Raw genomic sequence first — 18,435 nt, forward strand, 5'->3', positions numbered from 1 at the left:
CATCCCCGTGTCACCAACAGCGCATCACCCCGATGACACCACCCGCTGCATCACCCCAGACCAGACGCCCGCAGCCACCCAGTGACACCCACCGCAGAACCAGTGACACCCTCATTCAGATTCGCACTGGGGGCCGGCGGTGTCGCCGGGGATCGGCTCGCCGATGTCGGGGTCGACGGAGATGACGACCAGGGCGTGGATCTCCGCCTCGCTGGTCAGGTTCTCCAGCTGCTTCGCGGCGGAGTCGGAGAACGCGATCCGGGCGCGGCGCGGGCCGTGCTGCGGGGCCATCAAGCGACGGCTGGGCGCTGGCGAGCGAGGCGGGCGAGGTGGGCCTCGCGCAGCTCCTCCCACGGCGTGCAGTCCTCCACCGAGGGCAGGCCGTTGGTGGCGATGTCCTCCAGCACGGCGGCGAACCGGTCGGCGTCGGCGCGGGTCTTGGCCGCGTACGCGCGCACCGCGTCGGCGGCCGCAGGCTCCAGCTGCTGCCGGGCGGCGGTGTCGGCGGGGGCCGGCTGTTCGCTCATCGAGGGCTCCAGAGGGCAGAACTGGCGGGTCTCACCACGGTATCGCCGGGCAACCGGGCCGGGGAGCACTCCGGAAGAACCCGGCCCGCGACTACGTTCCGTACTGCTCCCGGGCGCGCGTGAGCCCGGCTCCCGGCTGTCACGCTCCCCCGCTCGAAATCCAGCCTGGAGGCCCCTACGGGCTCCGAGAAACGGACAAACAGGCACGTATTCGCGGCGGCGTGACACCTGACGTGACACTTTTCCGGGGGAGCGTGACACCCCTGTCACGCTCACTCTCTGTCAGCGTGACACGGCCCGAGTGTCCTCCGGCATCGAAGTTGGACCGATTGTCACCGAAGCAGGACTGCTTACCTGGGGTATCCGCCGGGGATGAGGCGCTGGTGGATGTGGGTGGGAATGCCGGTCGTCCTGGGCGTTGCGGCAGGTGCCACCACGACTCTTCTGACGAACAGAGCGTGGGGCTCCGATCTAGTTCCTCGCTGCGTGATGTTCTCGATCGTCTACCTGTCGATCAGGCCGGCCATGCTCTTACGACGCCGCGCCACGCAGCGAGGTGAACGGATGACGGGGGACAACGAGGAGCCACGGCACGATTGAACAAGGTGACGTCGCCCGAAGGCCTTTGGCGGTCCAACTTGATTGGCAGACGGTCCGAGTCTGTTGTCACCGGACACCGAGAGAGGTCAGCTCGCCTCGGAGCGGGCGCGAGCGAGGAACGCGGCGAGGGCTCCGGCGGCTTCGGGTTCGGTGGTGGAGAGCCGGGCCGCGAACGCCAACTGGTCGATGCCGGCGCCGGGGACCAGGTGGGCGAGTTCGGCGAGCAGCGCGGCGTGCGCGAGGACCGACGGCGGGAGAAGACCGGCGGCGGCCTCGCGGACGGCCGGGTCGCGGTAGTGCCCGAGGTGCGCGGCCAGGGCGTGGGCGAGCCAGGCGTCGACGTCGGCCTGGACGTACCCACCGGCTCGCCGGGTCAGTTCGTCGCGCACGGCTTCGTCCCCCTCGCGGGGCTCGGCCTGCCCCAGCGTGCCGAGCTCGCGCAGCGCCTGGAGCTCGTCGGCGCGGGCGGCGATCCGCTGCGCCTCGCGGACGGCGGCCTCGCGTTCGGCGGCGGCCGCGGCATCGGCAGCGAGCTCGGCCTGGACGACGTCGTCGACATCCGGGTCGTAGACGGTGCCCGGCGCGGCGGCGGCGAGCAGCTGAGCGAGGCGCTCCCACTCCGCGAGCTCCGCCCGGCCGCGGACGTCATCGGCCAGGTCCTCGTGCCGCGAGTCTGCCGCGCGTCGAACCGCGCCTCCTCGAGGGCCGCCGCGATGGCGCCGGCGTCCATGCCCTTCGCCCGGCGCCGGACGACGCGCTGGCCGATGCGGGCGGGAGCAACCGGCTCGCGCGGCGCGGTGACGCGCGGGACGAGCGGACGGCGGGCGCTGCGCTGGGGCGTCCAGGGCGTGGTCATCGTCGGCCTCGTTTTCGTGGTGCGGATTTCGGAGCGGGCCGCCGCCAGAGCGCTGTACGACGGCCCGTCGGATTGAGCCGAAGCTCAGGAGTTGTCACCTGCGGAGCCGAGTGAGCTGGCGAAGTGGCACCGCCGAAGCAGGTTCACAGAGTGGCGGGAGGCCCGCTGCTCTGGCGCGCGGTGTCAGCCGCCGGAGTGTGGTGTGAGGGGCTGGGGTGTGGCCGCCCATGAGGCGAGCAGGCGTAGGCCTTCCTCGGAGGGTGAGCCGGGTTCGGCGGTGTAGATGGTGAGGGTGAGGCCGGGTTCGGCTGCCATTTCCAGGCCCTCGTAGGCGAGGGTGAGGTCGCCGACAGCGTGGTGATGGAAGCGTTTGGTGCCGGTGCCGTGGTGGCGGACGTTGTGGGCGCCCCAGCGGGTGCGGAAGTCGTCGCTGCGGGTGGACAACTCGCCGACGAGGTCGTGGAGGTCCTTGTCGTGGGGGTTGCGGCCGGCTTCGGTGCGCAGGATGGCGACGGCGATGTCGGCGGCCTGGTCCCAGTCGGGGTAGAAGCGGCGCGAGGCGGGGTCGAGGAACTGAAAGCGGGCCAGGTTGGCCTGGTTGCCGACCGTGGCGTAGACGTCGTCGTAGAAGGCGCGAGCGAGCTGGTTGGTGGCGAGGAGGTCCATGCGGCCGTTGCGGACGAAGGCCGGACCGGCGGTGACGGCGTCCAGGACCCACTGCAGGCTCCGGTGTGCGGTCCAGGTCCGGGTGGTGCGGCGACGAGGCCGGGTGAGCGCGTTGGAGCCGTCCGCGGCCTGCGCCAGGTTCAGCAGGTGGGCGCGTTCGGCGTCGTCGAGTTGAAGGGCGCGGGCGACGGCTTCGAGTACGGCAGGGGAGACGCCGGCGAGGTTGCCGCGCTCGAGCTTCGCGTAGTACTCCACGCTCACATCGGCCAGGGCGGCGACCTCGCTGCGGCGCAGGCCCGGCACGCGCCGGCGGTTCCCGGAGGGCAGGCCGGCCTGCTCGGGGGTGATCTTCGCTCGCCGCGAGGTGAGGAACTCGCGGACCTCTGCTTGGTTGTCCACGCTTTCGACGGTACGTCCCGCCCGTGTCCACAGGGATGTACTGGCAGTACACCCCTTGATGGTGTCTCGCTACGGGTGCGAAGAGCGGGTTACCTGGATGACGTGGTGCTTTCCGCCCGGTCATCACGACGGGATCTTGCACCTGGCCCTGCACTCGGCGACGGTCCCGGCATCCGGGATCGCACGCCTCGGCAAGCAAAGGAACCTCTCTCATGCGCGGAGCAATGATCTACGCTCCCGGCGACGTCCGCTTCGAGACCGTGGAGGACGCGAAGATCCTCAAGCCGACCGACGCCGTCATCCGTACGGCCGTGACCTGCGTGTGCGGCTCGGACCTGTGGCCCTACCGCGGTGCCGAGCCGATCGGTGACCCGCACCCGATGGGCCACGAGTACGTCGGCTTCGTGGAGGAGGTCGGCTCCGCAGTCACCTCGGTGAAGCCGGGCCAGTTCGTCGTCGGCTCCTTCGCGACCTCCGACAACACCTGCGCGAACTGCAAGAACGGCTTCCAGTCGAACTGCCTGCACCGCGAGTTTATGTCCACCTGCCAGGCCGAATACGTCCGCATCCCTAACGCCCAGGGGACCCTGGTTGCCACCGATGAGGTGCCGGACGAGAAGATCTGGCACGGTCTGCTGGCCGTGTCCGACGTCATGGGCACCGGCTGGTGGGCTGCCGACGCCGCCGAGGTGAAGCCCGGTACGACCGCCGTGGTCGTCGGCGACGGCGCGGTCGGCCTATGCGGCGTGATCGCGGCCAAGGAGATGGGCGCGGAGCGGATCATCGCCATGTCGCGGCACGAGACGCGACAGAAGCTCGCCCGGGAGTTCGGCGCCACCGACATCGTCACCGAGCGCGGTGAGGAGGGTGTCGAGAGGATCAAGGAGATGACGAACGGGATCGGCGCCGACTCTGTCCTAGAGTGCGTCGGCACCGCCGAGGCCATGAGCCAGGCCCTGCACTCGGCCCGGCCCGGTGGCAACGTCGGCTTTGTCGGCGTCCCCCATGAGGTCGCGATCGACGGGCAGGAGCTGTTCTTCTCCCACGTCGGCCTGCGCGGCGGACCCGCCCCCGTACGCCGCTACCTGCCCGACCTGATCCACCGCGTCCTTGAGTGCCGGATCGACCCGGGCAAGGTCTTCGACCTCACCCTGCCCCTGGACCAGGTCGCCGAGGGCTACAGGGCCATGGACGAGCGCCGCGCCATCAAGACCCTCCTCAAGCCCTGACCTGCCGCCCTTACCCCGCCACCCGTACAAGGAGCTTTCGTGCAGATCACCCGCAGCTCGATCGACACCGTCAAGGGCCCGGCCGACTGGTTCACCGGCGACGTCTACATCGACGCCGTCGCCGCCGCGCCCGAGCCGTCCCGGGTCACCGCCTCCCTGGTGCACTTCATGCCCGGCGCCCGCACCCACTGGCACCGCCACCCGCTGGGCCAGACCGTCTTCGTCACCGAGGGCGTCGGTCTGTGCCAGCGCCGCGGCGGACCGGTGGAGATCATCCGGCCCGGCGACCGCGTCCTGTTCGAGGCCGACGAGGAGCACTGGCACGGCGCCGCCCCGAACCGGCTGATGGTGCATGTGGCCATCAACGAGGGCGACGCCGACCACGCCGTCGTGCACTGGCTGACCCCCGTCACCGACGAGGAGTACGCAGCCGCCCCAGCCACCGGCTGAAACCCGGCGCCGCGCCACCACGCCCTGCCAGCGCCTATCCCCGGCACTGCCGCGTGCGCGGTCCGGCAGCTCATCCGACCCAGCGGAGTTTGGAGAGACAGGCCCGTGCTTCGCGCCGTCCTTCGCACTGTCCTGCTCGCCGTCCTGGTCTGGCCCATGACGGCCTGCAACGATCAGCCGCCGCCTGCTGCGCCGTCCCCGCACCCGTCGGCTACGACGCGCAAGACATCCGCACCGTCCGACAGGAGCAACGCCATGCGCATTCGCCTGACGGTCGACGGCCATAAGGCCGACGGCACCCTGAACGACAGCCCCGCCGCCCGCGACCTGGCCGGCCTGCTGCCGCTCACGTTGAAGCTGGAGGACTTCCACGGCACGAAGCGGATCGGCTATCCGCCGCGCAAGCTCACCACCGACGGCGCCCCCCAGCCGTCCGCGGCCAAGGCAGGCGGCCTGGCCTACTACGCGCCATGGGGCAACCTGGCCATCTTCTACCAGGACGGCCCTGCCCCCTCGGCCGACCTGCTGATCCTCGGCCACCTCGACGCCCCCGTCGAGCAGCTGGTCAGGACCGAGCGGATCACCATCGAGCCCGCCACCTGACCACCCCTTCTCCAAGCCTGGAAAGAAGTTCTGCATGCCCCACCCCGCCGCTCTGGCGCCGGGCAAGCTGCCCTTCGTCGTGTGGATGCTCGCGGCCGGCACCTTCCTGATGGGCACCACCGAGTTCGTCATCGCCGGGATCCTCCCGGACATCGCCCCCGACCTGGGCACCAGCGTCTCCCACGCCGGACTGCTCGTCACGGCCTTCGCCGTCGGCATGATCCTCGGCGGGCCGACCATGGCCCTGGCCACCCTGCGCCTGCCCCAGCGCCTCACCCTCGTCCTCGCCCTGACGGTCTTCGCCGCCGGTCACATCCTCGCGGCCCTCACCAGCTCCTTCACCGTCGTCCTGGCCGCCCGTTTCGTCACCGCACTGGCCACTGGGGCGTTCTGGGCCGTCGGCTTCGTCATCGCCACCGCCGCCGCCGGACCGGCGAACGCCACCCGGGCCGTGAGCGTGATGATGGGCGGCCTGACCCTGGCCAACGTCGTCGGCGTCCCCGCCGGCTCCCTGGCCGGACACGTCACCGGCTGGCGCGGACTGTTCTGGGCCCTGGCCGCCCTCGCCGCCCTGGCCGCCGCCGTCATCGGCCGCTTCCTGCCCCGCACCCCGCAGCGCGCCCAGGTGTCCGTCCGCGGCGAGATCCGGGCGCTGCGCCAGGGCCGGCTGTGGCTGGTGCTGGCCGCGGCCGTCCTGATCATGGGCGGCGTCCTGGCGACCTACACGTACATCACCCCGCTGCTGACCGACCGGGCCGACATCCCGGCCGGCGCCGTGCCGCTGGTCCTGGTCGCCTTCGGCGCCGGCGCGCTGGGCGGCACCGCGATCGGCGGCCGGTTCGGCGACCGGCGCCCGATGGCCACGACGATCCCGGCCGCCGCGGCGACCGCGCTGGCCCTGCTCGCGCTGGTCCCGCTGTCCACCACTCCGGCCGTTGCCGTCGCCCTGATCTTCCTGATGGCCCTGACCGGGTTCACGATCAACCCGGTCGTCACCGCCCTCGCGGTCCGCTTCGCCGGTGACGCGCCCACCCTGACCTCGGCGCTGACCACGTCCGCCTACAACACCGGCATCGCCGCCGGCTCCGCGCTTGCCGGCCAGGCCCTGGCCTCCTCTCTCGGCGTGACCGGCCCCGCGCTGATCGGCGCCCTCTTCACGGGCCTGACCCTGCTGCCGCTGATCGCCCTGGCCACCGCCGCCCAGCGGGGGACGACCCGGATCGTCACCCAGAACACCCCCGACGCTCAGATCCCGGCACCCCGGCAGAGCACCGAAGCGACATCGACGCGGTCCTGAATCCGCCCGGCCATCTGGCACCCCGTCCACCAGGAGGAAACCCCGTGAACCCCACCTACGACTTCACCGGCCAGGTCGCCTTCGTCACCGGCGCCAGCTCCGGCATGGGCCTGGCCGCCGCCCGCGCCTTCGCCACCTCCGGCGCCGCCGTTGCACTCGCCGACGTCAACGAGGCCGCGGTGCACGAGGCGGCCAAGGATCTCACCGACGCCGGGCACCAGGCCCTCGCCTTGGTCTGCGACGTCACCGACGAGGACCAGGTCGCCGCGGCCGTCGACCGCACGGTGGCTACGTTCGGCCGTCTCGACATGGCCTACAACAACGCCGGCATCCAGATCCCACCCGCCGACGCCGCCGACGAAGGCGCAGACCAGTTCGACCGCGTCCACGCCATCAACCTGCGTGGCGTATGGGCGTCCATGAAGCATGAGCTGCGGCACATGCGCGCCCAGGGCAGCGGCGCCATCGTCAACTGCTCCTCCCTCGGAGGTCTCGTCGGCCTCCCCGGCCGCGCCTCTTACCACTCCTCCAAGCACGGCGTGATCGGCCTGACCACCAGCGCCGCCCTCGAATACGCCCCGCGCGGCATCCGCATCAACGCCATCTGCCCCGGCACCATCGACACCCCCATGGTCAGCGACATGATCGCCAAGGGAGAACTCGACCGCACCGAAGCCGAAGCAGGCCAGCCCATCAACCGGCTCGGCACCGCTGAAGAAATCGCCCAGGCCGTCCTGTGGCTGTGCAGCCCCGGCGCCGGCTTCGTCATCGGCGTCGCGCTCCCCGTCGACGGCGGCTACACCGCCCAGTAATCACCCGGCGCAGCTCGGCGGTGCGTTCGGGATGGGCTGAACTCCACTACGTCAGTGACAAGAAGCTTGCCTACATGACAACTATCGTGCCTCGGCTCACGATTCGTTTTATAGCAGGCCCGGAATTCCACCGTGTCAGAACCGGAAATCTATGGATTGGACGTGCGTGAAATCCGCGCGCAGGCCATCGGCCCGGGTGCCCCATTCCGTGAAATACGACTCGGTGATGGCCTCAGCGACGATCGGATGCAGGTCTTCCTCCGTCGCTCCGGCCTCCTGGAGTTCCAGGTGCGATATCTCGGCCTCGTGGCAGTGCACCACCAGGGGATATACCGCGCCGTGACAGGGAGACCCGCTGCCCGTGTCACCCCCGCATCAGCAGCGGAAAGTCACTCACCCCCACCGGGACCAGCGAAAAGACGACGAAAGCAGCCGCCGGCGGCTGCCAGCCACTCCACTGACACAAACCCGACACATCGCAGATCCCGTCTCGGCCTCGCCTCAGCTCTGAGCGGCGCTGACAGGCCCGGGTGCGCAGAGGCGACTACGGCATGCGGCGAGGTCGCGCAGGACGGCCAGCGGTCTCTTCGCTGTCTCAGGCCCGGATGTCGTCCTGTGGCGGGGTTTCTTCAAAGAAGGCGCGCAGGGGCTCGTCGATGGCGCGTTTGCAGCTGGTGCAGTCGGCTGCGGCGTCAAGTCGAGGTGCGAGGTCTTCAGTGTCGCAGGGAGTGAGGATGAGCCAGCGCAGGACAACCTGCCGCATGATCAGCCTGAGTTCACGCAGCTCGGCCAGCTTCTCGCTCTCCTCCTGGTCTATGAGCAGGTCTCCGTGTACGTATTTGGAGCGCGTGCTGTACGCCTTCTGCACTGCGCTCTTGACGAGCTCGCGCAGGCGTGGGGTGGGGAACAGGGCAGCTGTGCGGGTCCGGATCTTTTCGCTGATGCCCTCGTGCTTGTCGTTGGGGCTGGCCATCAGGGCTTCGAGCGCGATGACGTAGTCCAGGTGCAGTTCGTCGGCCTCTTGCTCCCATACTCCGGTGTCGCTGTGGGTGCGCTGGTAGGCCTGCAGCAGGTGCCGGGCGGCTCGCTCGAGGCGCCGGGCGCGTTTCCTGGGCAGGCTCCGGCCGCTGGTGGCGCCGTCCATGACGGCATCGATCTTTGCTGTCACTGCGGAACAGAAGGCCTGCATCCGCGGGAGATCGGCCGAGGCGAGGTAGAAGCTGCCTGTCGCGCGGACTTCGAATTCTTCTGGGGACCCGTAGCGGTCCGGGTAGGTCTGAAGGGTGGTGGGCACGTGGTTTTGGTTCAGTTCGAAGTACCGGCCGCGCTCGACGTTGAACACGGCGTCGACATGCAGCAGGTCGTCGCTCCACAGGATCAGGGGCAGCAGAGCCCTCCAGTGCCGGGCTTCCGGCCGCGGGCCGGTGAAGTCGAACCAGTGGGTGCCTCTGCGGTCCGGCATGCGGTCGGGGTTCGGGGCGTGGACGAACGGTGCGCCGGCCAGGAGACCGAGGTCGAGGCCGCCCGGCTGGAGGCCGTGGAGGGCAGGCATGGGGCCCAACTGCGCCAGTTCGTTGGCGGTGAAGGTCTGCAGGGTGTAGCGGCCCAGCGGGATCCGTGTCCCTTCGGGGAGGTCGCCGGTCAGCAGCAGCCAGTCCTCCACGCCCGGTGCGGGTGCCGTGCAGAAGGCGACGAAGTTGTCCGCGACCTCTTCCACCGGTACCGCCGTCCCCTGGGCGATCAGACGGGTCGCGTCGCCCAGTCCTGATGCGCCCAAAAGCACGGGCCATCGGGGCAGCCAGTCACCGGTGAGCTTGCCGTACAGGTCACGGTGATCCGATATCGGCGCCGCCAGGACCACCGCGTTACTCAGGGCCTCCCATTCCGGCCGCGCCGCGAGCGCCACGTCGGTGATGTCCTGGGGTATCGAGGGCAGGCCGCACGCCTGCTCGAGCCAGGTAAGGACGGCCTGACGCAGCTGGGAGGTATCTTCCATGCGGCACGAAACTAGCGCACCCCCGCCACCTGCTTAGCTGCCTTCTCCACTTCGAGACCGGCCTGTGCCAACAACTCCACGCGCCCTGTCGCCGTTCCCCGGGGTGCGCCCAGGATCGTCCTGCCCCTGATCTTGAATCGCCCCGCTGGCACACAGGGCGCTGCGCCTCCCGCTCAGCGGTACGGCGCCGCTTGTCCTCCGCGTCGGCGTGGGCCTCCTGGTCGCGGAAGAGGGCATCGCCGTCGGGGTTATCGAGCGCGGCTGTCAGCGTCTGCTCGCCCTCCCGGTGGTAACTGACGACGGGCACCGCCTGGCTGTAGTCCTTCGCCGTACCCCCTCGCGGTAGAGGCTCCGGTCCCGGCGCGGAGCCCAGTAGCGGCGGCCTGCCTTCTCCAGCACGGCGACCGTGTTGGCGACCTTCGCCTCGGTGGTGTCCGCGAACACGAACGCGAGTAGCACCAGGCCCTCCCGGCCGGTCGGCGGGTAGACCCGCCGCCACAGCCGCTTCTCATGGCCGACATCCTCGATCGCGTCCGGCCGCGAGCGGACCAGGTCCACGGTGTGCTTGTCCGCGTCCTGTGGCAGTAGCCGGCCCCACTCCCAGTACCGGCGCAGCCTGGTAACCAGGTCGTGCGCGTCCCTCGGTACGGCGGTCGATCTCCAGCAGCAGCACAGGAACCCCCGCCATCGGTGCCCGCACCACGAGGTCCGCCCGCTGCACGTACCCGTCCGCGAGCCGGTGCGGAATCTCGGTGGCGAAGCCGAGCCGGTGCCCGATCCCGGCACGGTGGAGTTCGGCGGCCGTCGAGGTGCTGACCTCGCGTAACCGCCTTCACCGCCGCGCTGTCGGTGCGGCCCCCTACAGTTCCGTCATGTCGAACTACCAACGGCCGCAGCCGAATCGCAAGCTGGTGTGGGCCGTGTACCCCGCCGGCACCCACCTCGACCGTTCCCGCGCCTCCTCCGGCGGGATGCGCGCTACCGCCCGCAATGACCGGGACAACTCGCTCGTCGCCCAGGCCGAACTCTTCGACGCCGACGACCGGTACGACGACGGCTACAGGGACGGCCTAAGGAACCTCCTCGTCAACTGCGCCACCAACATCGCGGTGGACGTCGCGCACGCCGTGACGGTCGCCGCCTTGGAGGCCGCCATCCCGTACGTCAGGGACGGGGCGCGCCGGTTCAAGGAGAAGCTGCGCCGCACGCCCAAGGACGCCCCGGCCTCCGAGGTGGTACAGGAGGCCGCCCCCGAGCGGCCCGCTGCGTCTAGTCTCCGACCGATGACCGCAGCCGCCGACGGCCGCGACCAGGTGGACCTCGTCCTGCATGTCGACCAGGGTGACGTCAACACGCAGGCCGCTCTGCAGCGGATCAACACGCGGGCGGTCGAGACTTACTGCATCGCCGCGCACTACGCCGCCGGCCTACCCGCGGCAGACGTTTCCGACGAGGCCATGCGCCAGGCCCTGGCCGCAGCCGCGCCCGGCTACGTCGCCGCCGCACTGGAACGCCTCGCCTTCGACGACGCGCTGGGCCTGACCCCCGCGCAGCGGATGCGCCTGCTGCATCGTGCCGCGGAGCTCGACCCCGGCGTGGTCGAAGACCTCACCGGCGCGAACACCCCGCTCGGGTAGGCCGGACGCTCCGGGAGCGATTGTGGCCGCAGCGCGCGCAGACACGATGGTGTGCCTCCCAGCCGAAGCCCCTCTGCCCTGAGAGTACCTGTCGCTGCGCGGCAGCTTCGGGAGTGCAGGGCCGATTGAGGAAACACTCGGCCAATCTCTGCGACATCGATCAATCTCGCTGAGCACCTCGGCCTCGCTCAACGGGCGACCTGGCCGCCGCGCGTTCGGTCTCCTGCGCCTGGCGGCGCGCGACGCGCTCAGCCTTCGCGCGGTCGGCGGCCTCCGTCGCGCACGGCCCGCACAGCCGGTCCCACTCCCCCGGCCACGAAGACCGCGTGGTCTCCTGCCAGCGCTCGTCGGTGCACTTCCTTCCGCGTCGCATGCGGAGCGCTGTTGGGGGCACGACGCTGTTGGCCCGATCCGGAGGCAGCCGGACACGAGTCCGTCCGGAAGACCACCGCACCGCGCACGTCGGACCGGGATCACCGGATCGAGGGAAGGGCCCCGAACTCCCGTGCCCTCCCACGGGGCGGAGGGGTTGAGGTTGTGGCATGGGCTCGATGCGGTGCGGGGGGGACCGGGGTGTCGGTGGTGGCCGGGACGGCAGCGGCCGTTCAAGAACTCGACGAGCACCAGCGCGCAGCGCTCGATGCCTGCGTGGTCGCGGCGCTGGCCTTGAGCAGCAGTGAGGGCGAGGCACAGGGGCGGATGCGGCTGCTGATGGAGTGCCATGGTCGCTACGTGCGCTCGTTCGGGGTCCTTGAGCAGGCACCGTCGTACGACGTGTTCGCCCGTCGGCTCCGCGGAAGCCGGGTGGCCGACCTTCTGCCGGGACGACCCCAGGGATCAGTGCTCGGCAAGCTGTGGCTGCTCGATGACGACGGCATGCCCAGCTCGGCGCTGCACCGGCTCGCGGTGGAGGCCTCTGAGCACGGCCACCAGGCCCCGGGGATCGGTGCCGACATCCGCCATCTGCACAGCCTGCTGCGGGCGGTGGGGATGCTGCCGGTGAGTACCGGGCTGTCGCGGATCTCTGGCGAGACCGTCCAGCACGCCGTCTTCCGCGCGCTGGGGTCCGCCGGCTTCGAGGCGTACACCCGGGGCCGGGAGGCGATGGTCCGCACGCCCGTCCTGACACGGCGCGATTTGTCCCGGAACACCGCGTTGGTCGAGCTGGGCGCGTACACCGGTATCTCCCCGATGCGGCAGTTCGGCGGCCTGTGGGCAGCGTGTCCGATGTGCAGATGGACGATGCGGGCCACCTACCGCCCCAACGGCGTGGTGGACGTCGAGTGCGAGGACGAGCGCCACAGCCTGCTGGGCGCCCGGTACCGGGCCGAGCCGACTGCGGTGGAGGGCTGGCGCCTGGCCCCGTGCGGCGAACTGCGCACCGTGCCGGAGCTGCTGCCCGTGGAGGGCTACGTGGCGTTGCCCTACGCCCTGTGGCTGTGGGTGACGCTCCCGGGCCTGCTGGAGGTCGAGCTGCGCGACCGGCTGGTCGCCTTGGGCGCGGAGGTGCGGCTGTGGCCGTTCGGCGACGCCTATGACCTGCATGTCACTCGTCCCGGCCGGTCCAGGGCGTGGCGTGTCGACGTCAAGACCTGGGCCGACCCGTACGGGCTGGCCCAGAAGCTGCGCGAGGATCCTGAGGGGCCCGGCGAGCTGTGCTTCGTGGTGCCTGAGCACCTGCGGGGGTACTTGCCGCTGCTGCGCCGGGTGGTGCGGGGCAGCGGGGCGCGCGTGCTGACCGATGCCGACCTGGTGACGGAGGTGGAGGGGGCGTGAGCAGGACGCTTGCCGGGGCTCTGGCCTTGGCCGAGTATCTTCTTCCCGCCCGGTTTCGCGACGGGCGGCAGGTGGTGCGCGTCGCGGACGCCCATGTCCTGCTGAGCGGGCACGCGCCGCGTGCCGTGGCGGGCTGGGAGCAGTGGTCGGAGGCGGACAAGAAGCGCCTCGGCGCGTTGTTGGGCACCCGCCATCGGGGGGAGGCGCTACTGCACCACGTCGAACGGACCGTCTACGACGTCTTCCACACCCCGGACGCGGACGACCCGCTGCCCGCTCTCTACGCGCTCGGGTACAGCGAGCGGGGGCGGGCGCTTGAAGTGCTGCCGGCTCACGGGCAGGACCCTTCGGACGTCGCCGAACGCCTGCTCGCGCCGGCCAGGCGTCGGCGGCTGCTGCGGGTCGCGAGCGGATCGGGCTGGTCGACGCCGACATCGCGTGGGCGGATCCAGCTCGCTTTCCCCGACGAGCAGGGGGTGTACAGGCCGCCTCGGGTCGTGACCGCGCCGTCGGTGGAGTTGGTGGTGGGCGCCGATGAGCTCGGCTGGCAGAGTCGGGACACCGACCAGGACATGAAGGGCCCGGCCTTCCGCGAGAAGCAGATTGCGCTGCTGCTGCGCGGGACCATCGGTGGCGGGCAGCGCCCCTTGGAACCCGTCGTCCTGCCGCCGGGCCGGATGCACCTGCTGAGTGCGCCCCCGGGCGTGGGCAAGAACGTCTTCGGCCGGGGGCTGGCGATCCAGCAGGCGGGCCTGGGCCGCACCACCGTGCTGGTGGTCAGCGACAACGGCGACGTCTACGGCGAGGCCTCCACCTTGCAGCAGGAGCTGCGGGCGGCGGGCGTCGAGGAGACAGTCACGCCGTTCATCGCCCCCAACAGCCGGTACAACTTCGCGCTGCGCTCCGCCGCGAAGCTGGAGGGCACCGGCGTGCCGCTGGCGCAGGCCTCGGCGAGTATCGACTTCCTCGTCAACAACTCCGCCTACGGGTGCGCCGCGCAGGCGCAGCTCGAGGGACGCGACACCTTCGAGGCCGGCAGGGAGCCGTGCACGGTCGCGGCGTCGGATGCTTTCGGCCAGCCGGAGCGGGCGCTGTGCCCGTATGTGTCGTCCTGCGGGAAGTTCTCCCACGTCGAGGCCGCGACGACGGCCAGGATCATTGTGACCACCCACGCCTGCTTCCAGTCCGGGAAGATCAAGGTTCCGGTGGAGGTCGACGGGGAGGTCCGCAACAGCATCAGCGTGCGGGAGTTCCTTCTGCGCCTGGCGTCCTATGTGGTCGTCGACGAGGTCGACGCCTACCAGGCGCGGGGGTTCGACGAGTGCGGCGTGCTGGAGCTCGCGTCCCGCTCCCGCCCAACCACGGTGCTGCGGCGCATTCGCGACAGCCTGCACCAGGCGCCGCCGCGGCTGGCGGTGGCCGTGCGCCGGCCCCTGACCCGGGCGGTGTTCCTGGCCGAGCAGCTGCTCGACCTGGTGGCCGGGGAGGAGGTCTGCACCGAGGTCGCCCAGGCGCGGGCCCTGGCCCGCGGGCAGGACCCGCGCCGGACGCGGCAGGTCCTGCAGGACCGCAAGCGCTGGTATCAGCCCCATCAGTGGGACCGGCATCTGCTGGAGAACCTGATCGGGGTGGACCCTGATGCTGCGGCCACCGCCGAGCAGGCCGACTGTCTGCAGGCCTTGCTCCCGCGCGTGGCCACCCGGCCGGGCGACCGCCCTTCCTGCGCCGTCCTGCCGGATCGGCTGCTGCCCGTCCCCAGCGTGCTGGAGCGGATGCTCACGATCGACGAGGGCGAGGAGTGGCAGCTTGCCCCCTTCAAGGACGAACTGCGGGAGATCGTCTCCGCCGCGCTGCCCGCCTTCTGCGCTGCCGGGGGCGGAGCCGACGGAGCACCTGCCGAGTCCACGGTGCCGACGCAGCGCGGGCTCGACCGGCCGGAGCCGGTGCGGGCGCTCACGCGCACCGAGGTCACCGCGGGCGTCTTGCACGCGCTGATGATGAAGACGTGGCTGACGGCCATCGTCCACACGATGTTCAACCTGACGGACAGGGCCGGCGAACTCGCCGGGCACGGCATCGACGCGGCCTCCGAGCTCGCCGACGCGATCGGCCACCAGGGCGCCGGCACCGTCGTCCCGTTCGGGCCGCTGGGCCGCCAGCTGGGCGGGTTCCGCTTCGAGGGGCTGGACGATCCGGGTGCCCATGCGAGTTTGAAGATGGAGGTGCTGCGCGCCGACCCCCACACCGAGACGCAGTTCCTCGGCAGCATCGTCTCCCTCGCCCTGAGCGGCCGCCAGCGTACTGTCCTGGGCATGTCCGCCACCGGCTTCATGCCGGGCGCGGCACGCACCCACCTGCTCGCTCGCCCCGACTGGGCGATGCCCGACACCCTCCGCGATGGTCTGACCATCTTCAACAGCACCCCCGTCGCCGACGGAAAGCTCTTGGCCGTCGGCAGCACCCCCTACCGCGAACGCGACCAGCGGGTCATCTCACTGGCCGCCGGCTACGCACCGGGCCTGGTGCGCGACCTGGACCGGCTTGCCGCGGAGGCGCGCACCCGGCATCGCGCGCGGGCCCTGATCACCGTCAACTCCTACCGGCAGGCCCGCCTGTTCGCCCAGACCCTGTACGACACCGCGCTCGCCCTCGGGCGGCGGCTGCGGATCTACGTCGCCGTCGCGGACACCCCCGACCTCTCTCTGCCGCCGGTCTGCGACGCGATCGGCCAGCTCACCCGCGACCGTTTCGCGGAGCTGGCGGACCTCGACGGCGAGGTGCTCATCTCGCCGCTGCCGCGCACCGAGCGAGGCTTGAACGTGCTGACCGTGTTCGAGGGCGTCGCCGTGTCGGCCATCACCCTGATCGCCATGGGCGTGCGGCCGGTCATGCCGGCCGACGACCCGGCGGTGCTGGCGGCCAGTGTCGCCGCCCGGGCTTGGCGTGACACCGTGCCCGGTGACGACCCCGCCGCCGTCCTGGCCCGGGCCCGCGCGGCGGCCGACGCGCACCTGCGCCTGAACCTCAACGCGCCCAAGCGCTTCTCCGCCCTGCCCGACGAGCTGAAGTACGAACTCGTCGCCACCCTCCTCGGGCAGAGCGTCCAGTTGGCAGGCCGCGGACGCCGCGGGCAGACCCACGTCGAGCTCCACTTCATCGACGGCGCCTTCCACGACCCCACCTGGGGATCCGACCTGCCCACCCTGATCCGCGGGCTGCTCGAGCAGTCCCCGCAGGACGACCTCGCCCAGCTCGGCGCTTCTTACGGCCACACCATCGAGGAAATCGCCGAGTACGCCCACGCCCAGCACCTGCTCCCCGCGCTGCGCGCGGGCTTTGACGCCTACCTGGGAGAGTACGCATGAGTCGCCCGCTCGACAGCGTCGCCCGCAAGCAGGCCCGCCTGCTGCAGTTCCGCACCGCTCCCGCCGACCTGGGCGAGGTAATCGCCTACCGGCCCGACGCCCCCGTCATGGACCTGGCCATGGAGCTCTCGCGCGAGTACAAGCGCAACGTCGGCACCGGTCTGGACGTGCAGCCGCCCTACCGGGCGCTGGAGTGTGTCCTGCGCGCGGCGGCGGGCACCTGGGCGCGCTGGCAGTGGAACGACGGCTGCTACGAACTCCTGTGCGCGGCGCCGATCAGCGCCGAGGACCGGCGCGACGTGTTCCGCTACTGGGCCGAAGCCGTGGTCCCCGGCCCCGACGGCCGGCGCATCGGCGAACAGCTGGCCGAACTCCTCGCCCGGGCCGAGCCCCGCTCCGCCGTCCTGCCCCCGCCGCCGAGCGCCGGCAAGCGCTCGCGCGGCTGGTGGCCGGGCGAACTCGCCCGCTGGCGCCTGGCCGAGGAACTCGCCGCCCTCGAGTGGCCCCGCAACAACGGCGCCCCCGTCCGTTTCGCCCTGTGCACCGACGGCCGCCTGGCCGCGATCGGCCACGAACTGCCCGCCGAACCCGACCGCAAGGGCACCGTGCGCCACCTGCTGCCCCGTATCACCATCGGCACCGCCGCCAGCGGGCACTCCCGGCGCCACGCGCTGACCGTGAACGCCACCACCACCCTCCTCGCCACCTCCTGGAAGGGTGTCGCCACCGTCCTGCTGGCCAACCCCGACCAGCCGCTCGTCGTCGCCGCGGCCACCGACGGCCCGCCGTGGAAGCGCCGCCTGAACGTCCCTGCGGTCGCCGCCAGCCGCCGCCTAGCCGCCCTGCCCCGCCTGAGCGCGAACGTGCCGCCCTTCCCCGAGCACCTCGCCGACGACGCCCTGGCCGACACCGCCCCGGGGCCGGTCTGGGCCGTCGCCCCGGCCAGCGTCCGCACCCCCGGCCTGGGCCGCGGACACGGCATGGAGTTCTTCCGCCGCGTCGAGGAGGCCATCGACACCCGGTGCGAGAAGTACAGCCACCGCAGCCCCGTCTTCATCGAGGTCCCCGGCATCAAGGTGCCGCCCACCGAGAGCGGCTCACGCGTCAGCGGACCGATCCCCCTCGAACGGATCCCCGCCGCCCTGGACGCCGCCGGCGTGGGCACCCTCCTCGTCCCCGTCCTGTGGAGCACCGACGAGGTCCGCGCCCGGGTGAAGGCCGCGATCGCCGCCCAATGGGGCCCCGGCGAAGACTGGAAGGCCGTCGAAGGCGTCGTCGAACCCGCCGTCGGCGGGCGTATCGAGGTCGTCTTCCTCCACGACAAGGCCAGTGCCCTCGGCCACGGACCGCGCACCAGCGCGGAACGCGAGCGGGACCTGGCGCAGATGCTCGCCCCCCACACCCGCAAGGACACGCTCGTCGCAGCGATCTGCGAGACCGACTGGGACCCCGAGCGCTGGTACCCGAGCGTCGAAGCCCGCGAAAAGGCCGAGGCCGAGGACGGCAAGTGGCCCTCCAAGCAGGCTCTCGCGCGCCTCGCAGCGACCTCCCAGTACATCAAGCAGGCCCCGCCGCCGGTCCCCACCCACACCCGGGAGGGCAAGCCCTACAACGAGAAGTACCGCGCGAAGAAGGTCGCCTCCCGCCAGAGCGGCCTCGACAACTCGACCGCGAACGTGCTGCGCGAGATCCTCAGCGGCGTCGGCGCCACCGACCACCGCCTCGGTGCCGCGTTCGGCAAACTGCCGCTCGAGAACTGGTGGCACATCGGCATCCACGTCCGCCGCCACGCCCAGCGCCGCACCCCCGGCAAGCGCCGCACCACCGAACCGGCACCGATCACCGCAACCCTCACCGCCATGCGCCCCACCGGCGGAAAGAACGCCCCCTGGCAGGTCTGGGCCTACAGCCCCCAGGCCGGGCAGTGGCAGCCCCACAGCCCGGCCACCACCGCGCTGCACGCCGCCGACCTCGCCTGGGACGTCAGCGGATACCGCGCCGCCGCGGACGAGACACTCCAGGCCCGCGCCGGCGCGGACATCGTCGAGCAGGCCCTCATCGCCACCCGCACCCAACTCCCCGCACCAGCCCCCGCGGTGCTCTACGTCGACGGCGACGCCGCCGAGTACATCTGGGCGGGCCTCACCGACGAAGCCCTGGGCCAGGACCCGCCGCCCGGCATGCCCCGGCCGGCGTCCTGGCTGCCCGGCCACAGCCTCCCC

17 protein-coding genes are annotated in these 18,435 nt (G+C 71.4%); 10 read left to right on the forward strand and 7 right to left on the reverse strand.

Annotated elements, in window-relative coordinates; translation table 11 throughout:
• Positions 1–111: 111 nt before the first annotated feature.
• From C1I97_RS12910 to C1I97_RS39860, 3 genes are all read right to left on the reverse strand, one after another.
• The gene (locus C1I97_RS12910; protein ID WP_111003355.1) at positions 112–291 is read right to left on the reverse strand and encodes a hypothetical protein; all 180 of its coding nucleotides are present in this window, start codon (positions 289–291) and stop codon (positions 112–114) included.
• Positions 291–527 (reverse strand): hypothetical protein, encoded by a 237-nt coding sequence (locus tag C1I97_RS12915; RefSeq protein ID WP_111003356.1) that lies wholly within the window; start codon positions 525–527, stop codon positions 291–293. The genes C1I97_RS12910 and C1I97_RS12915 overlap by 1 nt, the downstream gene beginning before the upstream one ends.
• A 686-nt stretch (positions 528–1,213) precedes the next feature.
• On the reverse strand, positions 1,214–1,516 hold the full coding sequence (locus C1I97_RS39860) for a hypothetical protein (RefSeq protein WP_181446703.1): 303 nt from the start codon (positions 1,514–1,516) through the stop codon (positions 1,214–1,216).
• On the opposite strand from C1I97_RS39860, the gene C1I97_RS41400 reads away from it, so the two are divergent.
• Positions 1,448–2,059 (forward strand): hypothetical protein, encoded by a 612-nt coding sequence (locus C1I97_RS41400; protein ID WP_258382544.1) that lies wholly within the window; start codon positions 1,448–1,450, stop codon positions 2,057–2,059. The genes C1I97_RS39860 and C1I97_RS41400 overlap by 69 nt on opposite strands.
• Before the next feature lie 107 nt (positions 2,060–2,166).
• Here the strand turns inward: C1I97_RS41400 and C1I97_RS12925 are convergent, their stop codons facing one another.
• Positions 2,167–3,048, reverse strand: coding sequence for a helix-turn-helix transcriptional regulator (locus C1I97_RS12925; RefSeq protein WP_111003357.1), 882 nt, complete (start codon positions 3,046–3,048; stop codon positions 2,167–2,169).
• Between the two features lie 212 nt (positions 3,049–3,260).
• Here C1I97_RS12925 and C1I97_RS12930 point away from each other — a divergent pair, with 212 nt between their 5' ends.
• The 5 genes from C1I97_RS12930 (at position 3,261) to C1I97_RS12950 (ending at position 7,439) form a co-directional block, all read left to right on the forward strand.
• Positions 3,261–4,277 carry a zinc-dependent alcohol dehydrogenase family protein gene (locus C1I97_RS12930; protein WP_181446700.1) on the forward strand — a complete coding sequence of 339 codons (1,017 nt, stop codon included), beginning with the start codon at positions 3,261–3,263 and terminating at the stop codon, positions 4,275–4,277.
• 39 nt (positions 4,278–4,316) lie between these two features.
• Entirely contained in the window at positions 4,317–4,727 is a 411-nt protein-coding gene (locus tag C1I97_RS12935) for a (R)-mandelonitrile lyase (protein WP_111003359.1), read from the forward strand.
• 255 nt (positions 4,728–4,982) lie between these two features.
• Positions 4,983–5,330 carry a cyclophilin-like fold protein gene (locus C1I97_RS12940; RefSeq protein WP_111003360.1) on the forward strand — a complete coding sequence of 116 codons (348 nt, stop codon included), beginning with the start codon at positions 4,983–4,985 and terminating at the stop codon, positions 5,328–5,330.
• A 34-nt stretch (positions 5,331–5,364) separates the two neighbouring features.
• Positions 5,365–6,627, forward strand: coding sequence for an MFS transporter (locus tag C1I97_RS12945; RefSeq protein ID WP_111003361.1), 1,263 nt, complete (start codon positions 5,365–5,367; stop codon positions 6,625–6,627).
• Positions 6,628–6,671: 44 nt separating this feature from the next.
• Positions 6,672–7,439 carry an SDR family NAD(P)-dependent oxidoreductase gene (locus C1I97_RS12950; protein WP_111003362.1) on the forward strand — a complete coding sequence of 256 codons (768 nt, stop codon included), beginning with the start codon at positions 6,672–6,674 and terminating at the stop codon, positions 7,437–7,439.
• A 135-nt stretch (positions 7,440–7,574) separates the two neighbouring features.
• On the opposite strand, the gene C1I97_RS12955 is transcribed toward C1I97_RS12950, so the two are convergent.
• The 3 genes from C1I97_RS12955 to C1I97_RS39250 all read right to left on the reverse strand — a co-directional run bounded on the left by C1I97_RS12955 (position 7,575) and on the right by C1I97_RS39250 (position 9,993).
• A complete protein-coding gene (locus C1I97_RS12955; protein ID WP_441349110.1) occupies positions 7,575–7,757 on the reverse strand; it encodes a hypothetical protein in 183 nt (60 codons plus the stop codon).
• Positions 7,758–8,034: 277 nt separating this feature from the next.
• A complete protein-coding gene (locus tag C1I97_RS12960; protein WP_181446701.1) occupies positions 8,035–9,435 on the reverse strand; it encodes a HEPN domain-containing protein in 1,401 nt (466 codons plus the stop codon).
• 264 nt (positions 9,436–9,699) lie between these two features.
• Entirely contained in the window at positions 9,700–9,993 is a 294-nt protein-coding gene (locus C1I97_RS39250) for a hypothetical protein (RefSeq protein ID WP_146608204.1), read from the reverse strand.
• Positions 9,994–10,307: 314 nt separating this feature from the next.
• Between C1I97_RS39250 and C1I97_RS12975 the strand changes: the two genes are divergently transcribed.
• The 4 genes from C1I97_RS12975 to C1I97_RS12990 form a co-directional block, all read left to right on the forward strand.
• Positions 10,308–11,072 (forward strand): hypothetical protein, encoded by a 765-nt coding sequence (locus C1I97_RS12975; RefSeq protein ID WP_181446702.1) that lies wholly within the window; start codon positions 10,308–10,310, stop codon positions 11,070–11,072.
• Between the two features lie 582 nt (positions 11,073–11,654).
• Entirely contained in the window at positions 11,655–12,848 is a 1,194-nt protein-coding gene (locus tag C1I97_RS12980; protein ID WP_146608205.1) for a restriction endonuclease-related protein, read from the forward strand.
• Entirely contained in the window at positions 12,845–16,213 is a 3,369-nt protein-coding gene (locus C1I97_RS12985; RefSeq protein WP_146608206.1) for a hypothetical protein, read from the forward strand. The genes C1I97_RS12980 and C1I97_RS12985 overlap by 4 nt, the downstream gene beginning before the upstream one ends.
• Positions 16,210–18,435: RNaseH domain-containing protein (locus C1I97_RS12990; RefSeq protein WP_146608207.1), on the forward strand; the 2,226-nt coding region annotated here is incomplete at its 3' end. The genes C1I97_RS12985 and C1I97_RS12990, both read left to right, overlap by 4 nt.

The sequence above is a fragment of the Streptomyces sp. NTH33 genome (assembly GCF_003236365.1).
Classification (GTDB): Bacteria; Actinomycetota; Actinomycetes; order Streptomycetales; family Streptomycetaceae; genus Streptomyces.

Bases quoted from the DNA above. Each gene is read 5' to 3' on its own strand.
- C1I97_RS12960 (WP_181446701.1), bottom strand. From the start codon at position 9,435: ATGGAAGATACCTCCCAGCTGCGTCAGGCCGTCCTTACCTGGCTCGAG.
- C1I97_RS12915 (WP_111003356.1), bottom strand. From the start codon at position 527: ATGAGCGAACAGCCGGCCCCCGCCGACACCGCCGCCCGGCAGCAGCTG.
- C1I97_RS12945 (WP_111003361.1), top strand. From the start codon at position 5,365: ATGCCCCACCCCGCCGCTCTGGCGCCGGGCAAGCTGCCCTTCGTCGTG.
- C1I97_RS12940 (WP_111003360.1), top strand. From the start codon at position 4,983: ATGCGCATTCGCCTGACGGTCGACGGCCATAAGGCCGACGGCACCCTG.
- C1I97_RS12930 (WP_181446700.1), top strand. From the start codon at position 3,261: ATGCGCGGAGCAATGATCTACGCTCCCGGCGACGTCCGCTTCGAGACC.
- C1I97_RS12975 (WP_181446702.1), top strand. From the start codon at position 10,308: ATGTCGAACTACCAACGGCCGCAGCCGAATCGCAAGCTGGTGTGGGCC.
- C1I97_RS12910 (WP_111003355.1), bottom strand. From the start codon at position 291: ATGGCCCCGCAGCACGGCCCGCGCCGCGCCCGGATCGCGTTCTCCGAC.